We start from the raw sequence: 20,295 nt of genomic DNA, 5'->3' as shown, positions 1-20,295 counted from the left end.
GTAACATACTGTCGAAATATTGAGAAAGTTAAATGGATAAACTGCGAGTTTTGAATTCCTCATTTCCATTTGACTATTGATAAATAAAGATAATTTGTGCTCAACCCTTTAAACATAATAAAAAGGCACTTTCAAAAGTACCTTTCAAATTTGCTAAAATTAGATTACTTTATATCTTTATATACTAATTTTACAAATAAATACTATTACTTATTCTTCTCCTTTATATCCATCAACAGCTCAATAATTTTCTCATTCTGCTCCACTTGTTTCTCTGAATTTTGATAGATGAAACGAACCCATCTAAATACAAAAATAATAAGAAATAACGGAACTATCGACATTAGAAAACCAATAATCGAAAAATTCGAATACATATATTATCACCTCGCTACCTACCACCTTCTCTATTCCTCTACTAAATCCTTTAATTTTCTTCAAAAAAAGAACCTATCAAACGATAGATTCTTCCTTCACAAGCTGATTAGAACGCCCTCTCGTAATAGAGAAAATCGCACAAAGCAGCGCCAATATAATGAAAACGCCGCCTACCCAAGCGTTATATATAACAGATGATTTCTCAATAACAACTCCGCCCACTGTTGAACCGAGCGCAATTCCTAAATGAAGTGCAGAGTTATTTAAACCTTGCTGAATACCAGCTGATTCTGGTGCAATTTCAATTAAATAGTTTTGCTGTGCTGGCGAAATCGCCCAGCTCAGCATACTCCATAATCCCATCATAATGATGAAGAGCGGGAATGAGAATGTCATCATCGGCAACATAAAGATTGCACATGCAAATACGATAATGATGGAAATAATACTTTTCTGCGATCCCCATTTATCCGCAAGCCAGCCGCCAAGGCCACCTCCAAGTACCGCTGCAATTCCGAAAATAAAGTAAAACACACTAATCCAGTTTGCTTCAACATGCATGACATCTTTTAAAAACGGTGTTAAATATGCGTATAGCGTTAAATGACCCGTTAAAAATAAAAATGATGTTAACTGTGCACTTACAATTTTTTTATCTTTTAACGTAGCGATTTGTTCTCTTATTGATAATACTGATGTCGCTGGTACTTTCGTTAAGAACAACGAAATACAAGCGATTGCCATAACAGTTAATATCGAAATTAATACAAATGGAGCACGCCATCCGTATGCATTTCCAAGCACAAGGCCGAGTGGTACTCCAAGTACGAGTGATCCACTAATACCCATGAAAATGATTCCAATTGCACGCGCACGAAAATGTGGCTCTACTACACTAGAAGCAAGTGTTACCGATAGTGCAATAATAAGCGATCCACTCGCTGCACAAATTACCCTCGAGAACATTAACATCCCGTAATTCACACTAAATGCTGAAATAATATTTCCGATTAAGAAAATCGACAATGCCCCAACATACAATCTTTTTCTTTCAAACTTTCCTGTTACTGCTAATAAAACTGGACCTGATAGAGCGAATACTACTGAAAATATTGTAATAAGCTGACCAGCTGCACTAATCGACACACCTAAATCATTGGCAACTAAATCGAGCGTTCCTCCTATAATTAGCTCAACCGTTCCGACTACGAAAGCCGCAATAGCTAAAATATATACACGAAAATTCAAGTCTTCCCCCACACTTTCTCTTTTGGTTACTACTATTATAGTAATCAAAAGAGAAAGTGGACGCAAGTATAATTTTTTTACAGCAAAAAAGGCAGGCGTATTATACGCCTGCCCTTCAATCATTAAACTCCAGTTTCTTTCTTCTTATTTAAGTACCAATACACCGGAAGTCCTGTAAATACAATTCCAATCGATAAGAAACAACTTATCGGATCGTTAATAATCGCACTTCCAAGTACAAACAACGATCCTAAAATCGCAACGATTGGTACAATTGGGAATAACGGTACACTATATGCACGCTCTTTATCCTTGTTACGCTTTCTTAGAATAAAGACACCAATAAACGTCATTACATAGAAAATATAAATAATGAATACGGAAATCTCAGATAGCTTATTCGGATCACTAATAAGCATTAAAATAATTCCTAATATGATTTCAACAGTAATCGCATTCGCTGGTGTTTTAAACTTCTCGTGTGCCTTTGCGATAAACTTAGAAAACGGAAGGTGTCCACGCTCTGCCATCGACATCGGAATACGCGGGAACGTTAAAATCTTCCCATTTAAACAACCGAAAATAGAAATGATAATACCAATACTAATAATTTTCCCGCCATATTCTCCAAGTAGCATGCCCGCAGCTGTCGCTGTTGCATTTTCTCCAAGGTCTACAATTTTCGCTGCTGGTAATACATTTAATAACGCTAAGTTAATTAATACGTAAGCAGCAGTTACAATTAAAATCCCAACTGTCATTGCCTTTGGTAATAACTTTGTTGGATTCTTCATTTCTCCGCCGATAGAAGCAAGCAAAATCCAACCATCATAGGCAAATAAAGTTGCTAAAATTGCCATCCCGATACTTTGATTTTCTGATATCGGTACAACTACGTTGAAGATATCACTATTCCCTTTCCAAAACCCTAGCACAACAATTAATATAATCGGAATCATCTTCCCAACTGTCGTAACCGTTTGGACGATGCCCCCATATTTTGTTCCCATACTATTTACAACGCCTAGGAACACAACTGTTCCAATTGCGATTGGTAAATTCCATACTTTATCTAAATAGAAAAAATTGATCATTAAAGAACTAAAATACAAACCTAACGTTCCAATAATAGCTGGTCCATAAACAATTGTTTGCATCCAGCCAGATAAATACCCCCAAAAACTTCCGTAAATCTCCTCTAAATACGTATACAACCCACCATTTTTCGGAATTTGCGCCCCAATTTCGGCTACTGTTAAACCACTTGCTAACGTCAACAGACCACCAATTACCCAAGCAAGGATTGCCATATTAGAACTCCCCGAGTAATCTAATACGCTCCCTGGTTTCATAAACACACCAGACCCAATAATAGTTCCTACTACGATAGAAAGTGCTACTGTTAAACCAATTTTGTTTTTCTCATCATGATGCATGCTGCGTATCCTCCTTCCAATTCTAGTGTGATGCAAAAATGAAATAAAAAAACACTCCTCCCTAAAAAAGGGACGAGTGTTGTATTCGTGGTTCCACCCTTGTTTCAATTAGTAAAGTGACACACTTCACCAATTTCTCAAGTCTAAATAACGGTTTTTGCCGGCAAGCAATTACTAGATATCCGTTCACTGCTGCAGTTCAGAGGTGGTAATCCATTTTTCCGTATTAGGAAGCTCACAGCCAAAGGCCTCCCTCTCTGAGAATCGTAAAAAATTGATCATGTCCTCATCATCACTTCTTGATGTCGAATTTTGTAGTTATTGTTCATTATATTGAATTGTTAGAAAAAATCAATATATTTTTTTATATAACATAAAAAATATTTCTCTCCTTATATTATAACAGAAGTTACCATATTTCTCTAATTTGCTCTCTCGTTAACAATGTGATCTGGTAAATGAAATTATATCGACTTCCCAACAAAAAACGACAACGATAGCAACCTACATAATAAGAGGAGGCTGTTCCAAAGACAGCCTCCTCACATATGTATCTTTCGGTTGCCCACACGAAAGATACGGCATAGTTCAATTATTTATCATCTTTTTTCATGAAAAATTTATGATTTGGAAGATCGACATTTAATTCCGCTAGTTGTTTCTTTTCATTTTCTAGAATCGCTTTCGCTTTTTCTTTTGCCTGATCATCTAAGTTCGCAAAGATGTCTTCATGCTTCCCTTTCTCTGGAAGTTTCACGCCTAGTTCCGTCAGTTTCTCTTTCACTTGCTCACGAGTTAATTTCCCTGACTTTTCTTGCTCAAAAATTGACTTCGCTTTTTCTTTTGTCGCATCATCTAAATCCGCGAACATATCTTTGTGCTTCCCTTTCTCTGGAAGGTTTACTCCTAATTCTTTCAATTTTTCTTTCGCTTGCTCATGAGTTAATGCTCCGGACTTTTCTTGCTCAAAAATTGACTTCGCTTTTTCTTTTGTCGCATCATCTAAATCCGCGAACATATCTTTGTGCTTCCCTTTCTCTGGAAGGTTTACGCCTAATTCTTTCAATTTCTCTTTCGCTTGCTCACGAGTTAATGTTCCAGACTTTTCTTGCTCTAAAATTGCTTTCGCTTTTTCTTTCGCCTGATCATCTAGATTCGCGAACATGTCACCACGCTTCCCTTTCTCTGGAAGGTTTACGCCTAATTCTTTCAATTTCTCTTTCGCTTGCTCACGAGTTAATGTTCCAGACTTTTCTTGCTCTAAAATTGACTTCGCTTTTTCTTTTGCCTGATCATCTAATCCTGCAAACATTTCCTTGTGCTTACCCTTCTCTGGGAATCTCACACCTAGTTCCTCTAATTGTTTCTTTGTATCATCCATAATCGTTTTTACTTTTTGTTTTGTAGTGGCATCTAAATCCTTTTTCGCCGTTTTTGTAGGTTGCTCAGCTGCTTGCGTATTCGTTGCCGCAAATGCTGGTATGCAGGCTCCTCCTATAATTCCAAATGATAAAGCACCTGCAATCGCTAAATACCCAACTGTTTTTTTCTTCATAGGAAATTTCCTCCTTCATATTTCTAAAGCATGTACACTTACGTATACAATGCCAATAGTAATGTTGGTTTCTTAAAATTTCCTTAACGATGCAAATAAAAAACACCGCTCATCACGAGCGGTGTTTCTCTAAGCTTTTTGTAATTGTAATTCTTCACGTTCCATTATTTTTCTTAATACAATTGTTTGTGTCATTGTAAATAAGTTACCCGTAATCCAATACAACACAAGTCCTGACGGTGCCGCAATACCCATAAACAAAATCATTGCTGGCATCATAATTTGCTGTATTTTCAGCATTTGCACTTGCTCTCCAGGCGTTATATTTGATTGGAACACCTTCATTTGAATAAATGTTGTTAACGCTGCGATAATCGGTAATATATGATATGGATCTGCATGTCCTAAGTTTACCCATAAAAATGAAGATGTACGAATCTCTTCAGTTCGGCTAATCGCGTAATACAAAGCAGAGAAAATCGGCATTTGTATAAAGATTGGCCAGCAACCAGCTAACGGATTCCAACCGCCTGATTTCATTAGTTCTGACATTTCTTTTTGATACAGCTTTTGTTTTTCAAGATCTTTACCCACATCACCGTGTTTCTTTTTCAGCTTCTGTAATTCAGGTTGCATTTTTTTCATTTTCATTTGACTACGATATTGCGAAACAGCTAATGGAATCAGTGCTGAACGAACAACAAGCGTAATGACAATGATAGCAATCCCAAAGCTTCCACCAGATATATGATGAGCAACAAATTGAATCATATACGATATTGGATATACAAAATAATGGTTCCAAATTCCCGTACTATGTGAATCAATTGTGCCTGCATTACTGCAGCCAGATAAAACAAAAACAAGTAATAATGATAAACTAATGAGCCCAGCTCGGTATGATTTTAACATATTCATTCCTCCAATGTTTCGTAATTAATTAGCGAAACATTGGTGTATACGGACCTACCTCGTCACTCTCTCCGCTCGATTCTTGTCTGCGGACAGAACGAATCATTCCATATTTATAAAAAATAGAAAATAGCGGTACATTTCTTGTACCCTCTTCACACGTATCAACTAGTTTAAAAGCTCTCTGTCTACCGCTCGATGCTTGCTGACGCACAAAGCGAGAAACGTTAGCAAGAAAAAAGACTTCTAATACACAAAGCGCTGTCGTTACAAACGATATATATAGAATTGCATCCTGCAATAAAAATTCCATCGCTTCACATCCTTAATAAAGTCATTTTAGCACATTCAACAAACATTCTCTATTTCCTTTTGTTCTCAAAAGTTTTTTTGCATATTTTCTCAAAAAATTATGCTAGAAAACCAATGTATTCGCTTTCTTTAGTATATTCACACGTATCTTTGAATAGGTTTAATTTTTTAGAAATTTATAAAATTTTTGCATTATAATAAAACTATTGCCAGTTTTTGAAAAAAGCTTTATTCTCTTCTTGTAATCAAAAATGAATATGGAGATGAAACATACTATGGGTCAACTAGGAGACGCCGATTACGTTCCCGACACCGCCTTTTTATCCTTCCCAGCAGCTAAAACATTTCACTTAGAATTTATCATACAGCTAGTTGTTATTTTTATAGCTTCTATTTTGTATGCAATTTCTATGAATATGTTTTTTATCCCGCATAATATGATTAGCGGTGGGTTCGCTGGTGTAGGGATGATCATCGGTTATTTAATGCACTACAATATCGGAGCACTTATCTTTTTACTAAACATTCCGCTTCTTATTTTAAGTCACTTTTACTTAGGTAAGAAGACAACCTTTTTAACGGCATACTTTGTAGCTGTATCATCTTTAGCGATGAACATTATCCCAGTACACCAAGTCTCAGACGATATTTTACTTTCTTCTGTATTCGGTGGTGTCATCTGCGGTGCTGCCTCAGGAATCATATTCCGATTTGCTTCTTCAACAGGTGGTTTTGATGTTGTTGGATTGATTGTAGCGAAACATCGCGATGTTTCAATTGGAGCAATCATCTTTGGATTCAACTTAATCTTACTTGTTGCAGCAGGATTTATTTTCGGATGGGATATTACGCTTTATACGTTAATTAGTCGGTTTGTAGTCAGCAAAGTAATTGATGCCGTGCATACAAAACATATTAAATTAACGATAATGACAATTACAGAAAAAGGTGAGGAAATAAAAAGCTCACTATTACATCACGGCATACGTGGCGTAACAATGGTAGATGCTGTCGGCGGCTATACAAACCATAAGAAGAAAATGATTTACACTGTCGTAACTCGCTACGAGTTAGGCGAAATGAAACGAATCATTCGCCAAGTAGACAATCGAGCATTTATGAATATTACTGAAACCGTTGAAATCGTTGGACGTTTCAAACGTATATAAAAAAGCGCAAGGAACTACAATTCCTTGCGCTTTTTATTTTTTACACTTATTACAAAATCAGATAATTCTATTATTGTGGCACTAAATGTGTTATAATAAAAGTAGACTTACAAAAAAGAGTATATAGACTTGGAAGTTTCTCTTATTATTATAAGCAAAAAGAAACGAGCAGTCGGGTATATTTCAGACACCATACACGTAACGGCTAAAAAAAAGCCGATCATCTTAGTTATTCTTCACTGATCTTTTTATAAAAAGATACGTACAACTAAAATTCACTTCAATATACTATACCTACCTTTTTGACTTCCAAATCATCTTACTACATAAGGAGATGAACATATGAATCAATATGTACGATACACAATAGCTGTCCTGTTTGCCATCGTAGGCGGTGTGATCTGCTTCTGGACAAACACCCAGCTTGGAGAGAATATCATTTTTAATGGAATCGAAACGCTTGTAAGCGCTTCAATTTTAGGTGGATACATTTTCTTCCTCTTCAATCCAGAAGAAAATGCTCAAAAAACAATGTTATTAACAATGATCGGAATCGTTGGTGGATGTATTTCCTACTCAATGACAAACTATACATTACCACTTCAATTAAGCTCAGCTTTCTTCCACGGTCTATGGACTTGGTTTATCGCATTCTGCCTAGCAGACGTATTCAACCTATTACAAGACCACGAAGAAGAAAATGGTCAACAAATTGAAAGTAACTCTTAAGCTGGAAGATACTCTTCCAGCTTTTTTAGATCACCTCATATACCCCGCATAGTACTTCCTGGAATATATCATTATATCGACGTTTCAACACAGGATATCGATTTAACGACATCGTTCGACATCCCTAAAGCACAACATACCCTATCCCCCAAGCAACTTACTACCGAACTCCACAATTAAAAAGATAACTACAAGAATCGCAAGTATCTTTAATGCCACATACGTCACTTTAAAAACAGCATAAATGAGCAAGACTAACAAAATAATCGCTAAAATTTCCATATATAATTCCTCCAAGCTTTGCTCTTCTTACCTCATTTTACTCGCCCCAAGCTTTTTACGGAACGGCATAAGATTACATATAGAAAAGAGGATACCTCACCCATCGTAAGATACCCTCTCCTTCAACTGCTCAAACCATTCTCTCTCTAATTGTAAATATCCTATTTCACTCTTCTCAGTGCTCTTCAATTCTTTATCAGCTTTCCTCATATAAGTGCGTGAAGCTTCTAAATCACCCTCTAAATATTTAACAATTCCTTGTGTGCGGTAATACCCATTTAAGTCCATTTTTGTAATTGCCTTTGCATGTTCCTTCGCTTCTTGCAGAGAAAGACTTTCCTCCTGATACAGTACTTTATATAAAAGATACCAACTATGAAAGATACTAACGAAAAATTTATTTTCTTTCGTTACAGGTAGTTGAACAATTTGTTCTACATACGGTATCGCCCTTTCCATCCCCTCTTGATCAGCTCGGGCATAAAAGACGAGCATAAGTCCACTCATTATCTCGCTTATACTTTTATCCTCTTTTAATTTTTCCTCACTAAGTTCTATTAATCTCTCATCCCAATCTTTCGGTCTTTTGTAACTAAATAACTCACTCGATACTTGAATCGTGTATAAATGCTCTCTAGCCTTTTCATCATCTTTAATTAAAATGAGGAATTGCATGCCATCGCTTAATAGCGTTCCCTTAATTGGAATTGCTGTGACGACAAAGATTGCAAGGTGTAACACAGAAAAGTATAAAAGCATGTGGTAATAACTCACCATATATATGTAACCTGATACAATGCCAAATACGAAACTCGTTAACGGTCCGCTTAAAGTCATCCATGCCCATTTTCTTGAAAGGTTCGGTGTTTGTGTGGAAGGCGGCACTAACATTGCAACGCCACCAACATACATCCATATTTTATTTTCTCGAATTCGTATTTTCCCCTTTTCTTTTTGAACAGTAATAGGCCCTACTGTCATAAACTTAAATTTCAAACCGACTATCAAACCACATATTACATGCCCTAATTCATGAATAGCTAACACTAGCAATGCAATCCCGAAAAAGGCCCATATTTCTATAATTTGCTGTACTTTTTCTATTCGAATGAACCCATATAAAGCGGAGAAAACGAAGGCAACGAACATTGAAAAAGCAGGTCTTCTTAAAATGTCCAACGCTTTTCTCCCCTCAATAAATCATCTTTTTATGCATTTCATACATATATGTTCCAACATGTAATACCCAAACGAACGAAATCATAATGACCATAAAGAAATCTTTTCCGTCTAAAAGTGCATACGCAATCGCCGCAAACCACGCACAAACAAGTGTCATATTTGTATATTGATATGCCTTATATCCGGCTTCATGAACGATTTGCTTTTGCCCTTCATCTGCATTCTTCGCCCACATTTCCATTGACTGAGAATACGTGACACTCTGTTCTGGATATAGATTGTTATACCTTTTCTTCATTGCAAATCCTAACCAAGTTATAGCAATAAAGCATACTGCAGATGCCACTGTACTTACACTCACAAAGAATAAGTTCCCCTCACCTGTATACGTTCGGTAAAAAGCAATAACTGAGCAAACAAACCATGATGGAATAACAATTTCCATTATTCGAAGATAAATAAGTACTATTCCTAATCTTCGTCCCTTAACATTCTCCTCTTCATCTTTCGTTTGTGCGAGCGCTCTTGTACGCTTCCAAATATAATACATAGCCGCTATACCGAATACACTCATCATAATAATGCTAATAACAGGAGATATTTTGCTAGTACCAGCTGTAGCAATATCTCCTATTACATACCCTATAAATCCACCAAATATCGCTCCTACCAACAGCTTAAATATAGCAGACATTTTCCCCTTCGCCTTACTCTTCATTTTCGTCTTCCCCCTCCACTAACGTAAATATCTCCTCCACCGGCGCTCCAAAAATTTGTGCGATTTTTAGCGATAATACAATAGACGGCGCATAATCCCCACGCTCAATTAAACTAATGGTTTGCCGTGATGAGCCAATCGCTTTCCCTAAATCCCCTTGTGATAAACGATGCTTTGCTCGCAATTCCCTCACTCGATTTTGAAGCTTCATGTCTTACCTCTTTTTCATTTATTTAATTAAAATTGTAAATAATATCCTGATAAATGTCAATTATCATTGTCATTTTGACGTTAATAATTGACAAAAATAAGGATTTATTATGATGCAAATAACCTATATAATGAATGTGAAATATTAAACAAAGGAGGTGACATATGAATAAAACATCTACCTTTTCTTACATTCTTACTAAGCTAACAGCAACTTTCTTGTTATTATTACTTATTAGCACACTTCTCTTAACAACTAGTCAACAAACACTATATAGTTTCTTAGCTGGATTACGGGAATTACTATATGTTCCCTTCATTCCTCTTCTTGCTTTATATGCAATTTTTTGCTCTATTTGCATCGATAAATTGAACTTAAAAACACATACAAGACTTAAGAGATTATGCCTTTATATTTTTTGCGGCTATTTATTCTTTCTTCCCTTCCTAATATTTAAAGAAGCTGCTCTAATACAGTTCTTGTTCCTCGGTTCAATTGGAGCAGTATGTTCTCTTTTTTTCTACTTATGTACAGTCATAGCAACAAAATTTAATTGGATACAATATTTCGTGCCAAGCATTATGCTTATTATATTTATCACAATCAACTTAATCGATCTAGCAAAGATTGGAACATCAAAAGAACAATGGATCGAAACAAAAACAGAAAACTCTTTCGAAGCATCTTTTCAGCATTTTAGCGGTGAACATAAAGTCCCAATTGAACTAAAACGGGGTGACATATTAGAATTTACCGTTGAATCACCATCTGAAAATCCAAATGGCTACATGAGAGACATAAGAATGGCTAGTGAATTTGAAGAGGAAGAAAACTATTTAGCTTCAAACGGCCCTAATACATACCAATTTGCGGCAATTAAGACAGGAACTTATTACATTATAGTTAGCGGAAATAAGTTAAAAGGGAAACTGAAAATAGATTGGAACATAAAGTGAAACTTTAATCAGTGGGGGTTTTGTTCATCCCCCACTGATTATCAGCCCGCACCAATCGGGCTTTTACGGGTGGCCCGACTCCCACAAATAGCGGGATAAAATAAAAAGGCAGTGCTTTTGCACTGCCTTCCTAAATTCTGACATAGAATGGATTTCATATTAACTTGCGTTTTGTACGAATACTCGTTTTAGCTGTTTGCGGAAACGAACGCTCAGCGTGATTACTACAATTACAACTACTCCAAAGATGATTTTACCGATATTATCTTCCAGTACTCCGAAAATATCATGTAAGTTACCACCTAGCCAGTAGCCACCAATTAAGAAGAATGATACCCAGAATAAAGCACCTGAATAAATTGTAATCGCAAAGCGGCGAAACGGTAAGTTAATGATACCTGCAAAGTATCCTGTAAAATGACGTACACCAGGGATGAAGAAGCCAATAAAGATTAGAAAATATCCATACTTATCGAACCACATTCTCGTTAAATCAATTTTTCTTTGTGTTAAAAATACGTACTTCCCGTATTTTTGAACAAAAGGCATACCAAGCTTATTCCCTAAAAAATATTGGATCGTCATTCCTACACTTGTCCCAATAAAGGATAAAATAATTAAAATAGGTAAACTTAAATCACCCTTCTGTGCTAAAAATCCCGCATATGCTAATGTTGGCTCTCCCGGAAACGGAAGTGCAATATATTCTAACAGCAAGCCTACAAGTACTACATAATACCCGTATTGCTGAAATAATTCATGAACCCATTCCATGTCATCTCCCCTTTCATTCACGTACAAGTTGTTACTATTATTGTATAAAAAAATTGTCGAAATAACTATCACAATAGCTTACATTTTTATTACATTTTTGTAAGGCTCATGCTAAAGTTTTCTGTTCTTTATTTAATTATATAAATTATCGTTTTAAAACGGGATGACGCCTATCTATTGCAATGGCTAGAGATAGATGTCATCCCGTTTTCAGCACTCGGAAATCGCCTCATTTTGTTCTCTATAAAAAACCATAACAAACTCATACTAACTTCATATTAGCTTCATATATGTATTGTAAGATTATATCGGAATTTGTTGAAAAGTTTAATTACTATATTACCTAAACATTAAATTGAATAAATATAAGTCGTTTTCTGAAATTGAAAAAAGGGAGAATAAGAATGGAAGCTTATAAAATGCATGATTTTATTAATAAAAATGTTGAATCTCATCCAAATGAAACGATTTTTAATTTACACATATGTGAAACAAATGAATTTGACGTAAGTTTAACAAAATCCACAACGCTATCTTTTGTCGTTTCTAAAAAGAATATTAAAATTGTCACGAAAAAATGGACTAATTCTAATCAAGAAAGCATGATTGGAAAAAGTTATATCATTCCAACGAAAGCGTTTCACTATTTTTTACCTATGATTTCTGAAACAGAAGATGAAATGAGTATTCAAGTACAGAGCTTCGGACTACACGGTGAGCTTTTACTAAATGAAAGATTGCTCATTGATAAAAACAACAAACATAATACAAAAATTACTACTTTTTTTGAATCACTAAATGAAAACGTACATCAAGCATTACGAGGATTACAAATTCATTGTATGTAATACTACTAAAATAGTAAAAGGAGAATATCAATGAAAAAATTACTAGTAACTATTATGTTATCGTTAGTTTTTTTAACTGTTCCATATATATCTGCAGAGGCAGCTTCAACTAACGAACAACTTATCGTTGACACGAAATTAAATAAAATGGATTTCTATCAAAATGGAAAGCTTATAAAAAGCTTCACTGTCGCTACTGGCAAAACAGCAACACCTACACCTAAAGGTACTTTTCAAGTGGTAAACAAAATTAAAAACCGTCCTTATTATACAGGGCGTATTAAAGGCGGCGATCCACGTAATCCACTTGGTGACCGTTGGCTCGGATTAAATATGGCAGGAACATACGGAACAACGTATGCGATTCATGGGAATAACAATAATCAAGCGATTGGTAAAGCTACAACACTTGGCTGTATTCGCATGTATAACAATGATATACATTGGTTATTTGAACGTATTCACGAACGTGCCACTGTCACTGTAAAATAACCTATGAACAAGATTTACATGTAGCCAAGAATTTTATATCTTGGCTTATTTTATTTATTCATTTACAGTAGCTAAACAACTCTACTTGCATATATAATGAAAGTAGACTGCACTAAATAGCATAAAAACATTAATAAACATAGATATTAAAATTATACAGTTATAATATTTTATAAATTTCACATTGCATACTATAATAGAACTACTGTGATCCTGAAATATTCAGTCCAATAAACAATTCCCCTTGCTACTTTTATGATTATTTTATAGCGGGGGCTTATTATATGTATATACAACCTGAGTCATCCGAAAAATGATGAATTCGAATATTGCAGTAAAAAGCGTTATTTAGGAGGTGTTACTATGACGCATATACTGGTGATTGAAGACAACCCAGATATACAAGAACTTATTCGTGAATTTTTAACTGCCCAAAATTTTACCGTTGATGTAGTTGGCGCTGGAACGGAGGGTATTCTTCTTTTCCAAAAAAACTCATACGACCTTGTCCTCCTTGATGTAATGTTACCAGATATAGATGGTTATAGTATTTGTAAAATTATGCGAGGACAGTCTGATGTACCAATCATTATGTTAACAGGCTTACATAATGAAGAGAGTGAAATTAAAGGGTTTGAGTTGGGCGTTGATGACTATATTACGAAACCGTTCCATTACACGGTATTTATTAAACGCGTAGAAGCTGTATTAAGAAGGACAACAACGAAGGAAGCCGAAACTGCAACTATACTACAATTCCATGAATTGATGTTAAATTCCACAGCATATGCAGCTTATGTTCATGGTAATCAAATTGAACTAACAACTAAAGAATTTGAGATTATATATACGTTGTTACAAAATCGAGGAAAAGTATTATCAAGAAGTGATTTGTTAAATAAGGTATGGGGCTATGAACATTATGGTGATGTAAGAGTTATAGATACACATATTAAAAATTTAAGGAAAAAATTAGGGATTACTTATATTAAAACGGTGAAAGGCATTGGCTACAAAATCGAAGCATAGCAAGGATAACATCACCAAAAATATTTTCATCAAAACCCTATTGTTTTGTGTTCTTTTATCAATTTGTTTTTATCAAATCATTTATTTTCTAGCTTTAAACTATGATAAAGGGCATTATGCGAAAAACCCTGAAACTCAAACTGCAGAACATGCGGATTCAGTTCCGAAAAACGAACAAAATAAAAGAGAACGGAATAAAGTTGTTTCAGAGAGTAGCATCTCAAATTTCCAGTCATCTATTATAGATTTCAAAACACTCTCTACTGCTATTAATCATCTTTTGCAACCTAGCCAAACTACAAAAGCAAAAGAAAATATAGCACATCTTTCGGAGGAAAGTAACAAAACTGAATCACATACTAAAGCGGAACAAACAGCCGCTAACACTGATTCCTTACATACACAAAATACAGCAAAGAAAACAAACGAAACACATGATAATCCTAGTTTAGCAGATGCCTTGCAACAATTAGCTCCAAATATTGGTGCAACAATGCTTGTATTATCTCTGCTCGGTTCTTTAGTTTATGCCAAACTAATTGCCAAACCTTTTCAATATATGAGTGATACTTTAAAAGATATTATAAATCTGGACTTTTCAGATCAACAATCACCTAACAAAAATACAGATCAAACAGATTTTAATTTGCAAGTAGCCGCTTCACAAGTCCCAACCATTGTGAAGAATCTACATGAAACAAATAAAGATTTAAGAAATGAGCTCAAGAAAGAACAACAATTAGAACAATCTCGCAAAGAATTTATGTCTATGGTATCCCATGAATTAAAAACACCTATCGCAGCCGTTATGGGACAAATAGATGGCATGATTCACGGAATCGGTGCTTACAAAGATAGAGATAAATACTTAAAACGTTCCTACGAGATGATGCAAGATATTAACGTATTAACGGAAAATATATCAGAATTATCCAAAATACAAAATCCTCAATTCAAACCGAATTTAGAAGTTATTTCACTATCTAACATCATTGAGGACGTTATGAAGAAAGTAGATTATTTTATATCAGTAAAGCAATTAAATGTTCAATCTAATATTAAACAAGACGTACAAATTTTAGCTGATCCTAAATTTATTCAAACTGCTATTTTTAATATTATTTCAAATGCAATTCACTATACAATCGATCGTCAGCATGTATATATAAAGCTTTATGAAAAACCAAACGGTTACGCATTAGAAGTATTAAATACAGGTTCACAAATTGATGAGGACAAACTCGCTCATTTATTTGAGCCTTTCTATCGCGCTAATCCTGGAAACAACGGTTTAGTACAAGGTAGCGGTCTTGGATTATATATTGTAAAACAAATACTAGATAAACATCAGTTTCCTTATGGAATACAAAACACACCTCAAGGTGTAAAATGCTCAATTGTCTTTCCAAAAACAATGTAAACTACTACTATAATTTCATACCCCAAACTCATACTTCGTATGAGTGGCGGAATTTTGTAGAGTCTCTGACTCTGTTTCGTTCGCCCGTTGTCCTTATTAGGATAACGGGCGTTTTTTATTTATCCCGCTATTTGCCGGGCAGTAAAACTCCCACCTCAAAATTCGGCTGGAGCAAAGAAGTTAGGTGGGAGTCGGGCTGATAATCAGTGGGGGATGAACAAAACCCCCACTGATTAAAGTTTCACTTTATATAAGGAGGTTTTCACATGGAGAAATTTAAGTATTCATTACTAGTTTTATTCGGCGCTTGTAGCTACGGCGTACTTTCAACTATTTTTAAACTCGGATTCATCGACGGATTTTCAGCACACCAACTACTAGGAGGACAATATGTCTTCGGATGGATTGGACTATTTTTACTCGTTCTTTTCTTTTCACGTCATAAAGTATCAAAAAAACAATTCTTTTCGTTACTAATAGTCGGCACAACAATGAGTATGACAGGTATTTTCTATGCTATTTCTGTAGAAGAGCTGCCAGCCTCTATCGCTGTCGTTTTACTCTTTCAGTTCACTTGGATTGGTGTAGTCATCGAAGCGATTGCGAATCGAACATTCCCAAGCCGTGAAAAAGTTATATCTATTATTATTTTATTTACTGGTACATTGTTTGCTGGTGGAGTATTTGAAGGTCTTGGACAAAACTTTTCTACGAAAGGTATTATTTTTGGACTATTAGCTGCCGTCTCTTTCTCATTCTATGTATTTGTAAGCGGGCGCGTTGCTACAGATGTTCCGCCTTATACGAAAAGCTTTCTTATGACAACGAGTGCTACTCTTATTGTATGCTTATTTTTCCCGCCTACCTTTTTAACAGATGGTGCCTTACAAACAGGCCTATGGAAATATGCTTTCTTCCTTGGATTGTTCGGGGTTATTATACCTGTCATTTGTTTTTCAATTGGGGTACCAAAAGTCGGAACGGGACTTGGTACAATATTAGGTGCAGCTGAATTACCAACAGCAATTATCGCTTCCATTACACTCGTTCATGAAGTTGTATCACCTATGCAGTGGCTTGGTATTATTTTTATATTGTTTGGTATTTTCACACCACAACTGCTTACAGCTAGGAAAGGAAAAGAGCATAATGCGTGAAAATTAGATACTTGTACAAAAATGCAAATGAAGTTAAAATACGGTATATATTTTAAAATAAGTAAATCTATTTGGAGGTATAAATGACTATTTTAAGCATAGCGTGGTTTGCTATTATGTCTATCTTCTTCCTAATAAGATATATGAAAGAAAAGAAATTTTACGACTTGCTCCTCATTCCCATTTGCATATATGCAGGAGCAGTGAAAACTCCATTAGCAGAGTACTTAAACTTTAATACTACATTCAAGATAACATATGATATTGCAGCTATTATTCTCGTAATCCTTGCTGTACTTTTCTTTTTAAAAGATAAAAAAGAGAATCCTACTGCATAACTAAAGACCTTTCATTTATTTGAAAGGTCTTTTCCTTATATTTCACTTTACCGCTCCATATAACTTCTCTACCTCATGTTCAATTTGTTTTACATCGATTCGCTCAAATAATGGCTGCACATTATCAATTCGGTTTGGCAACGTATTTTGAGGTTCCCAATTTACTTTAACACTCGATAATGTATTTCTAACTCTTTCACTTGAAAACGGTAAAAATGGTTCAAGCAGTTGTGCAAAATTAGCGATAAGATAAACACAGTTACAAATCGTTTCTTCACATGAAACTGGGTCGTCTTCTCTTTGTTTCCAAGGCTGCTTTTCATCAAAGTATTTATTTGCAAAGCGTACTGCATCAAATATTGTTTCTAATGCCACCTTAAATTTAGTTTGTTCAATTGTTTCTCCTACACCTTTATATAATCCTTCTACCTTATCTCTCAGCTCCATATTAATATTTGCTTTTGGCACAATGCCATCATAATACTTTTCAATGAACTTCAACGTCCGATTCACAAAATTCCCGTATGCGCCTAATAGTTCACTATTATGACTGTAAATGAATTCACGCCATGAAAAATCAGTATCACGATTTTCTGGTGCATTTACTGTTAAAAAGTAACGAATAGAATCTGGATTATAGCGTTCCAATATATCAGGTACCCATACTGCCCAGTTTTTACTTGTCGATAACTTTCTTTTTTCTACTGTTAAATACTCATTCGAAACGATATGACGCGGGATCGCTTCTTCTCCTATTCCAAGTAATACCGCTGGCCAAATGATTGAATGAAACGGAATATTATCCTTACCATGTACATAATATGTTTTCGCATCTCTATCCCAAAACTCTTGATCAGCTTTCTCTGTTTCTTCAGCCCAGTGTTTACTCGCTGAATAATATCCTGTCACAGCTTCAATCCATACGTAAATTTTCTTATCTTCATATCCTGCCACTGGAATTGGTACCCCGATTGGTAAATCACGTGACACTGCCCTATCTTGTAATCCTTCCTTTAAATATCTCTCTGTTAATTGAATTGCATTGTCGCGCCATGTTCCTTTCTGCTTTGCAATTTCTACAACCTCTTTAATTTGCTGCTGAAATTTATGCAATGCAAAATAGAAATGCTCTGTTTCCTGTACTGATGGCGTACTACCGCATAACTTACATTTCTTTTCTAACAAATCGAGTGGATCTAAAATAGCGGAACAAGCATCACATTGATCACCCCTCGCCCCTTCATGACAATGTGGACAAATACCTTCTACATATCGATCCGGTAAAAATTGCGTACACGTTTCGCAATAAGCTTGTTCAACTACTTTTTTATAAATATAACCTTCTTCTAATAGTCGCAAAAAGACTTTTTGAACAGTTTCATGATGGTGCTCACTATCTGTACGTGTATAGCAATCATACGTAAAACCAAGATTATGAAAACATCGCTGGAATTCTTCATGATATTGATCAGCTATTTTCTTTACTGTAACCCCTTCTTGTTTTGCTCTAATTGCAATTGGCGTTCCATTACAATCGCTTCCTGAAACATACAACACTCTCTCACCTTTTGCCCGATAATAACGTGCTAAAATATCTCCTGGCAACAAACTAGCAATATGCCCAAGATGTAACGAACCATTTGCATACGGCCAAGCGCCTCCAATAAAAATACTCATCTTACATTCCTCCTTTAAAATATAAAAAGCCCCGCCCCTATCTTAAAAAAGATAAGGGCGGGGCTGTATAAACAGTCGCGGTACCACCTTATTTCGTCAGTCATTCACATAACTAACCTTAACAAGTACGGAGCTATATGCTCTTATACTGTGGTTTTGATAACGAGTACCAACTCTCGTCGCCGCCTACTATTATCATTTGATAAGTTCAGGACGAAGCTCAAAGGCCATTGTTCAAATGAATATTCTTGCTTCTTCTCAGCTACCGAAGCTCTCTGGAAAGAATGTTTTCATTCTACTTTTCCTTTTCAACGCTTTTATGTATAACACGTATTGTACGACTTAATAACAGAAAAATCAAACTTTTTTAAAAAAACAGGAAATCCTACTCAATCACCGAATAACTATATGTTCACAAAAGGAGTGATAAAATTGAATCAAAAGCAACTAAGCACGATAAATGAAAAAAGCTGGAACGCAGCTGCTTATGAAGCTTGGACAAATCGCCACGGGGCGCCTGCGAAAAAGCTCATGGAAGATCCAATACGCGAGGTAGATCATTATTTACCCTACATACAATCTCCAAAAGGAAAGCGTATTATTAATTTACTCGGATCAAAAGGCAATAAAGCAGTTGCTCTTGCCCTTTTAGGAGCCGATGTAACAGTTGTAGACATTTCAGCAAGTAATGCGAAATATGCCAATGAACTAGCAGAGGCTGCTGGAGTCTCTATTCAATATATCATTTCCGATGTACTAGATTTAAATCTATCCCAATCATTTGATATCGTGTTACTGGAACTTGGCGTGCTCCATTACTTTTTAGACTTAAAGCCACTCTTTCATATAATCTCTCACTTACTAAAACAAGATGGGACATTTATACTGCGTGACTATCATCCCGTTTATACAAAATTATTAGGAATAGATCATCCATCATTTCGAGCAAATGGAAATTATTTCGATGAGAAACTTATTGAAGATGACGTAGCTTATAGTATTCTCCTTACGGAATCACAGAAAGAAGCCTTACCAAGAACAAAAATTCGGCGCTGGACACTAGGAGAAATTATTACAGCAATGGCGGAAACAAATTTCAAGGTTGAAAAATTGATTGAAGAACACGGATCTCATCAAAAATGGGTCTTCCCTTCTACTGCACCCGAAGGAACTGAAGAGCGTATACCCGCTCTATATACATTAATTGCGACAACATGCAAAAAAGGATCCCTTCACGGATAGGATCCTTTTTTTGCATGCTTACGCATATAAGTTGAGGTTGGAGATTACCATAATTCTGTAGAATAGGACACAAGATATTTCAACATTCATCTCTGACTCACGTCGTCAAAAAGGGGTATGACCAACATAACGAAGAGTAATGTTTTAGTTGATAGTGATAATCGTTATCAACTAATTAGAAGTATACAGGATGTCATTTCAAATTACAATAGCCTTTCTGGTTTTTATTT

The 20,295-nt window shown here is 35.4% G+C and carries 21 protein-coding genes and 2 other annotated features; of the genes, 10 read left to right on the top strand and 11 right to left on the bottom strand.

Features of this window, described 5'->3' with window-relative positions; genetic code table 11:
- Window positions 1-453: 453 nt before the first annotated feature.
- From MR071_RS00995 to MR071_RS00975, 5 genes are all read right to left on the bottom strand, one after another.
- Window positions 454-1,749, bottom strand: coding sequence for an MFS transporter (locus MR071_RS00995; RefSeq protein ID WP_242234657.1), 1,296 nt, complete (start codon window positions 1,747-1,749; stop codon window positions 454-456).
- On the bottom strand, window positions 1,749-3,062 hold the full coding sequence (locus tag MR071_RS00990; RefSeq protein WP_105585529.1) for an APC family permease: 1,314 nt from the start codon (window positions 3,060-3,062) through the stop codon (window positions 1,749-1,751). The genes MR071_RS00995 and MR071_RS00990 overlap by 1 nt, the downstream gene beginning before the upstream one ends.
- A 65-nt stretch (window positions 3,063-3,127) precedes the next feature.
- Window positions 3,128-3,364, bottom strand: a binding site (T-box leader).
- A 290-nt stretch (window positions 3,365-3,654) separates the two neighbouring features.
- Window positions 3,655-4,617 (bottom strand): hypothetical protein, encoded by a 963-nt coding sequence (locus MR071_RS00985; RefSeq protein ID WP_242234655.1) that lies wholly within the window; start codon window positions 4,615-4,617, stop codon window positions 3,655-3,657.
- A gap of 129 nt (window positions 4,618-4,746) precedes the next feature.
- Window positions 4,747-5,529, bottom strand: coding sequence for a membrane protein insertase YidC (locus MR071_RS00980; protein WP_105585531.1), 783 nt, complete (start codon window positions 5,527-5,529; stop codon window positions 4,747-4,749).
- Between the two features lie 28 nt (window positions 5,530-5,557).
- Window positions 5,558-5,842, bottom strand: coding sequence for a hypothetical protein (locus MR071_RS00975; RefSeq protein WP_002015967.1), 285 nt, complete (start codon window positions 5,840-5,842; stop codon window positions 5,558-5,560).
- Window positions 5,843-6,116: 274 nt separating this feature from the next.
- On the opposite strand from MR071_RS00975, the gene MR071_RS00970 reads away from it, so the two are divergent.
- Together MR071_RS00970 and MR071_RS00965 are read left to right on the top strand one after the other, a co-directional pair.
- Entirely contained in the window at window positions 6,117-7,010 is an 894-nt protein-coding gene (locus tag MR071_RS00970) for a YitT family protein (protein WP_016096587.1), read from the top strand.
- A 342-nt stretch (window positions 7,011-7,352) separates the two neighbouring features.
- Window positions 7,353-7,739, top strand: a complete 387-nt coding sequence (locus MR071_RS00965) for a DUF3938 domain-containing protein (RefSeq protein WP_105585532.1) — start codon at window positions 7,353-7,355, stop codon at window positions 7,737-7,739.
- Window positions 7,740-7,880: 141 nt separating this feature from the next.
- Here MR071_RS00965 and MR071_RS00960 read toward each other — a convergent pair whose 3' ends face one another.
- The 4 genes from MR071_RS00960 to MR071_RS00945 all read right to left on the bottom strand — a co-directional run bounded on the left by MR071_RS00960 (window position 7,881) and on the right by MR071_RS00945 (window position 10,132).
- Window positions 7,881-8,021 (bottom strand): DUF3985 family protein, encoded by a 141-nt coding sequence (locus tag MR071_RS00960; protein ID WP_002124182.1) that lies wholly within the window; start codon window positions 8,019-8,021, stop codon window positions 7,881-7,883.
- Between the two features lie 96 nt (window positions 8,022-8,117).
- Window positions 8,118-9,200 carry a M50 family metallopeptidase gene (locus MR071_RS00955; protein WP_105585533.1) on the bottom strand — a complete coding sequence of 361 codons (1,083 nt, stop codon included), beginning with the start codon at window positions 9,198-9,200 and terminating at the stop codon, window positions 8,118-8,120.
- A gap of 13 nt (window positions 9,201-9,213) precedes the next feature.
- Window positions 9,214-9,921 (bottom strand): DUF3169 family protein, encoded by a 708-nt coding sequence (locus MR071_RS00950; RefSeq protein ID WP_242234653.1) that lies wholly within the window; start codon window positions 9,919-9,921, stop codon window positions 9,214-9,216.
- Complete coding sequence (locus tag MR071_RS00945) at window positions 9,911-10,132, bottom strand: helix-turn-helix transcriptional regulator (protein WP_105585535.1); 222 nt, start codon at window positions 10,130-10,132, stop codon at window positions 9,911-9,913. The genes MR071_RS00950 and MR071_RS00945 overlap by 11 nt, the downstream gene beginning before the upstream one ends.
- Before the next feature lie 164 nt (window positions 10,133-10,296).
- Between MR071_RS00945 and MR071_RS00940 the strand changes: the two genes are divergently transcribed.
- Window positions 10,297-11,088 (top strand): PPC domain-containing protein, encoded by a 792-nt coding sequence (locus MR071_RS00940; RefSeq protein ID WP_105585536.1) that lies wholly within the window; start codon window positions 10,297-10,299, stop codon window positions 11,086-11,088.
- A gap of 159 nt (window positions 11,089-11,247) precedes the next feature.
- On the opposite strand, the gene MR071_RS00935 is transcribed toward MR071_RS00940, so the two are convergent.
- On the bottom strand, window positions 11,248-11,862 hold the full coding sequence (locus tag MR071_RS00935) for a DedA family protein (RefSeq protein ID WP_105585537.1): 615 nt from the start codon (window positions 11,860-11,862) through the stop codon (window positions 11,248-11,250).
- Window positions 11,863-12,266: 404 nt separating this feature from the next.
- Between MR071_RS00935 and MR071_RS00930 the strand changes: the two genes are divergently transcribed.
- The 6 genes from MR071_RS00930 (at window position 12,267) to MR071_RS00905 (ending at window position 17,146) form a co-directional block, all read left to right on the top strand.
- Window positions 12,267-12,710 (top strand): DUF3978 family protein, encoded by a 444-nt coding sequence (locus MR071_RS00930; protein WP_105585538.1) that lies wholly within the window; start codon window positions 12,267-12,269, stop codon window positions 12,708-12,710.
- Window positions 12,711-12,740: 30 nt separating this feature from the next.
- Window positions 12,741-13,202 carry a L,D-transpeptidase gene (locus tag MR071_RS00925; protein WP_105585539.1) on the top strand — a complete coding sequence of 154 codons (462 nt, stop codon included), beginning with the start codon at window positions 12,741-12,743 and terminating at the stop codon, window positions 13,200-13,202.
- A gap of 363 nt (window positions 13,203-13,565) precedes the next feature.
- Window positions 13,566-14,231: a response regulator transcription factor gene (locus MR071_RS00920; RefSeq protein WP_002124171.1), complete on the top strand. Its 666-nt coding sequence runs from the start codon at window positions 13,566-13,568 to the stop codon at window positions 14,229-14,231.
- Window positions 14,209-15,651 carry a sensor histidine kinase gene (locus MR071_RS00915; protein WP_242234650.1) on the top strand — a complete coding sequence of 481 codons (1,443 nt, stop codon included), beginning with the start codon at window positions 14,209-14,211 and terminating at the stop codon, window positions 15,649-15,651. The genes MR071_RS00920 and MR071_RS00915 overlap by 23 nt, the downstream gene beginning before the upstream one ends.
- Window positions 15,652-15,917: 266 nt before the next feature.
- On the top strand, window positions 15,918-16,808 hold the full coding sequence (locus MR071_RS00910) for an EamA family transporter (RefSeq protein WP_242234648.1): 891 nt from the start codon (window positions 15,918-15,920) through the stop codon (window positions 16,806-16,808).
- 83 nt (window positions 16,809-16,891) lie between these two features.
- Complete coding sequence (locus MR071_RS00905; protein WP_242234646.1) at window positions 16,892-17,146, top strand: hypothetical protein; 255 nt, start codon at window positions 16,892-16,894, stop codon at window positions 17,144-17,146.
- 42 nt (window positions 17,147-17,188) lie between these two features.
- On the opposite strand, the gene metG is transcribed toward MR071_RS00905, so the two are convergent.
- The gene (gene metG, locus MR071_RS00900) at window positions 17,189-18,823 is read right to left on the bottom strand and encodes a methionine--tRNA ligase (protein WP_242234644.1); all 1,635 of its coding nucleotides are present in this window, start codon (window positions 18,821-18,823) and stop codon (window positions 17,189-17,191) included.
- Between the two features lie 50 nt (window positions 18,824-18,873).
- Window positions 18,874-19,144, bottom strand: a binding site (T-box leader).
- A 111-nt stretch (window positions 19,145-19,255) separates the two neighbouring features.
- Between metG and MR071_RS00895 the strand changes: the two genes are divergently transcribed.
- Window positions 19,256-20,065 carry a class I SAM-dependent methyltransferase gene (locus tag MR071_RS00895; protein ID WP_242234642.1) on the top strand — a complete coding sequence of 270 codons (810 nt, stop codon included), beginning with the start codon at window positions 19,256-19,258 and terminating at the stop codon, window positions 20,063-20,065.
- Window positions 20,066-20,295: the final 230 nt, after the last annotated feature.

The organism is Bacillus cereus group sp. BfR-BA-01316 (genome assembly GCF_022664195.1).
Lineage (GTDB): Bacteria > Bacillota > Bacilli > Bacillales > Bacillaceae_G > Bacillus_A.
The sequence above is the reverse complement of the archived record's forward strand: the minus strand, read 5'-3'. Positions and strand labels throughout refer to the sequence as shown.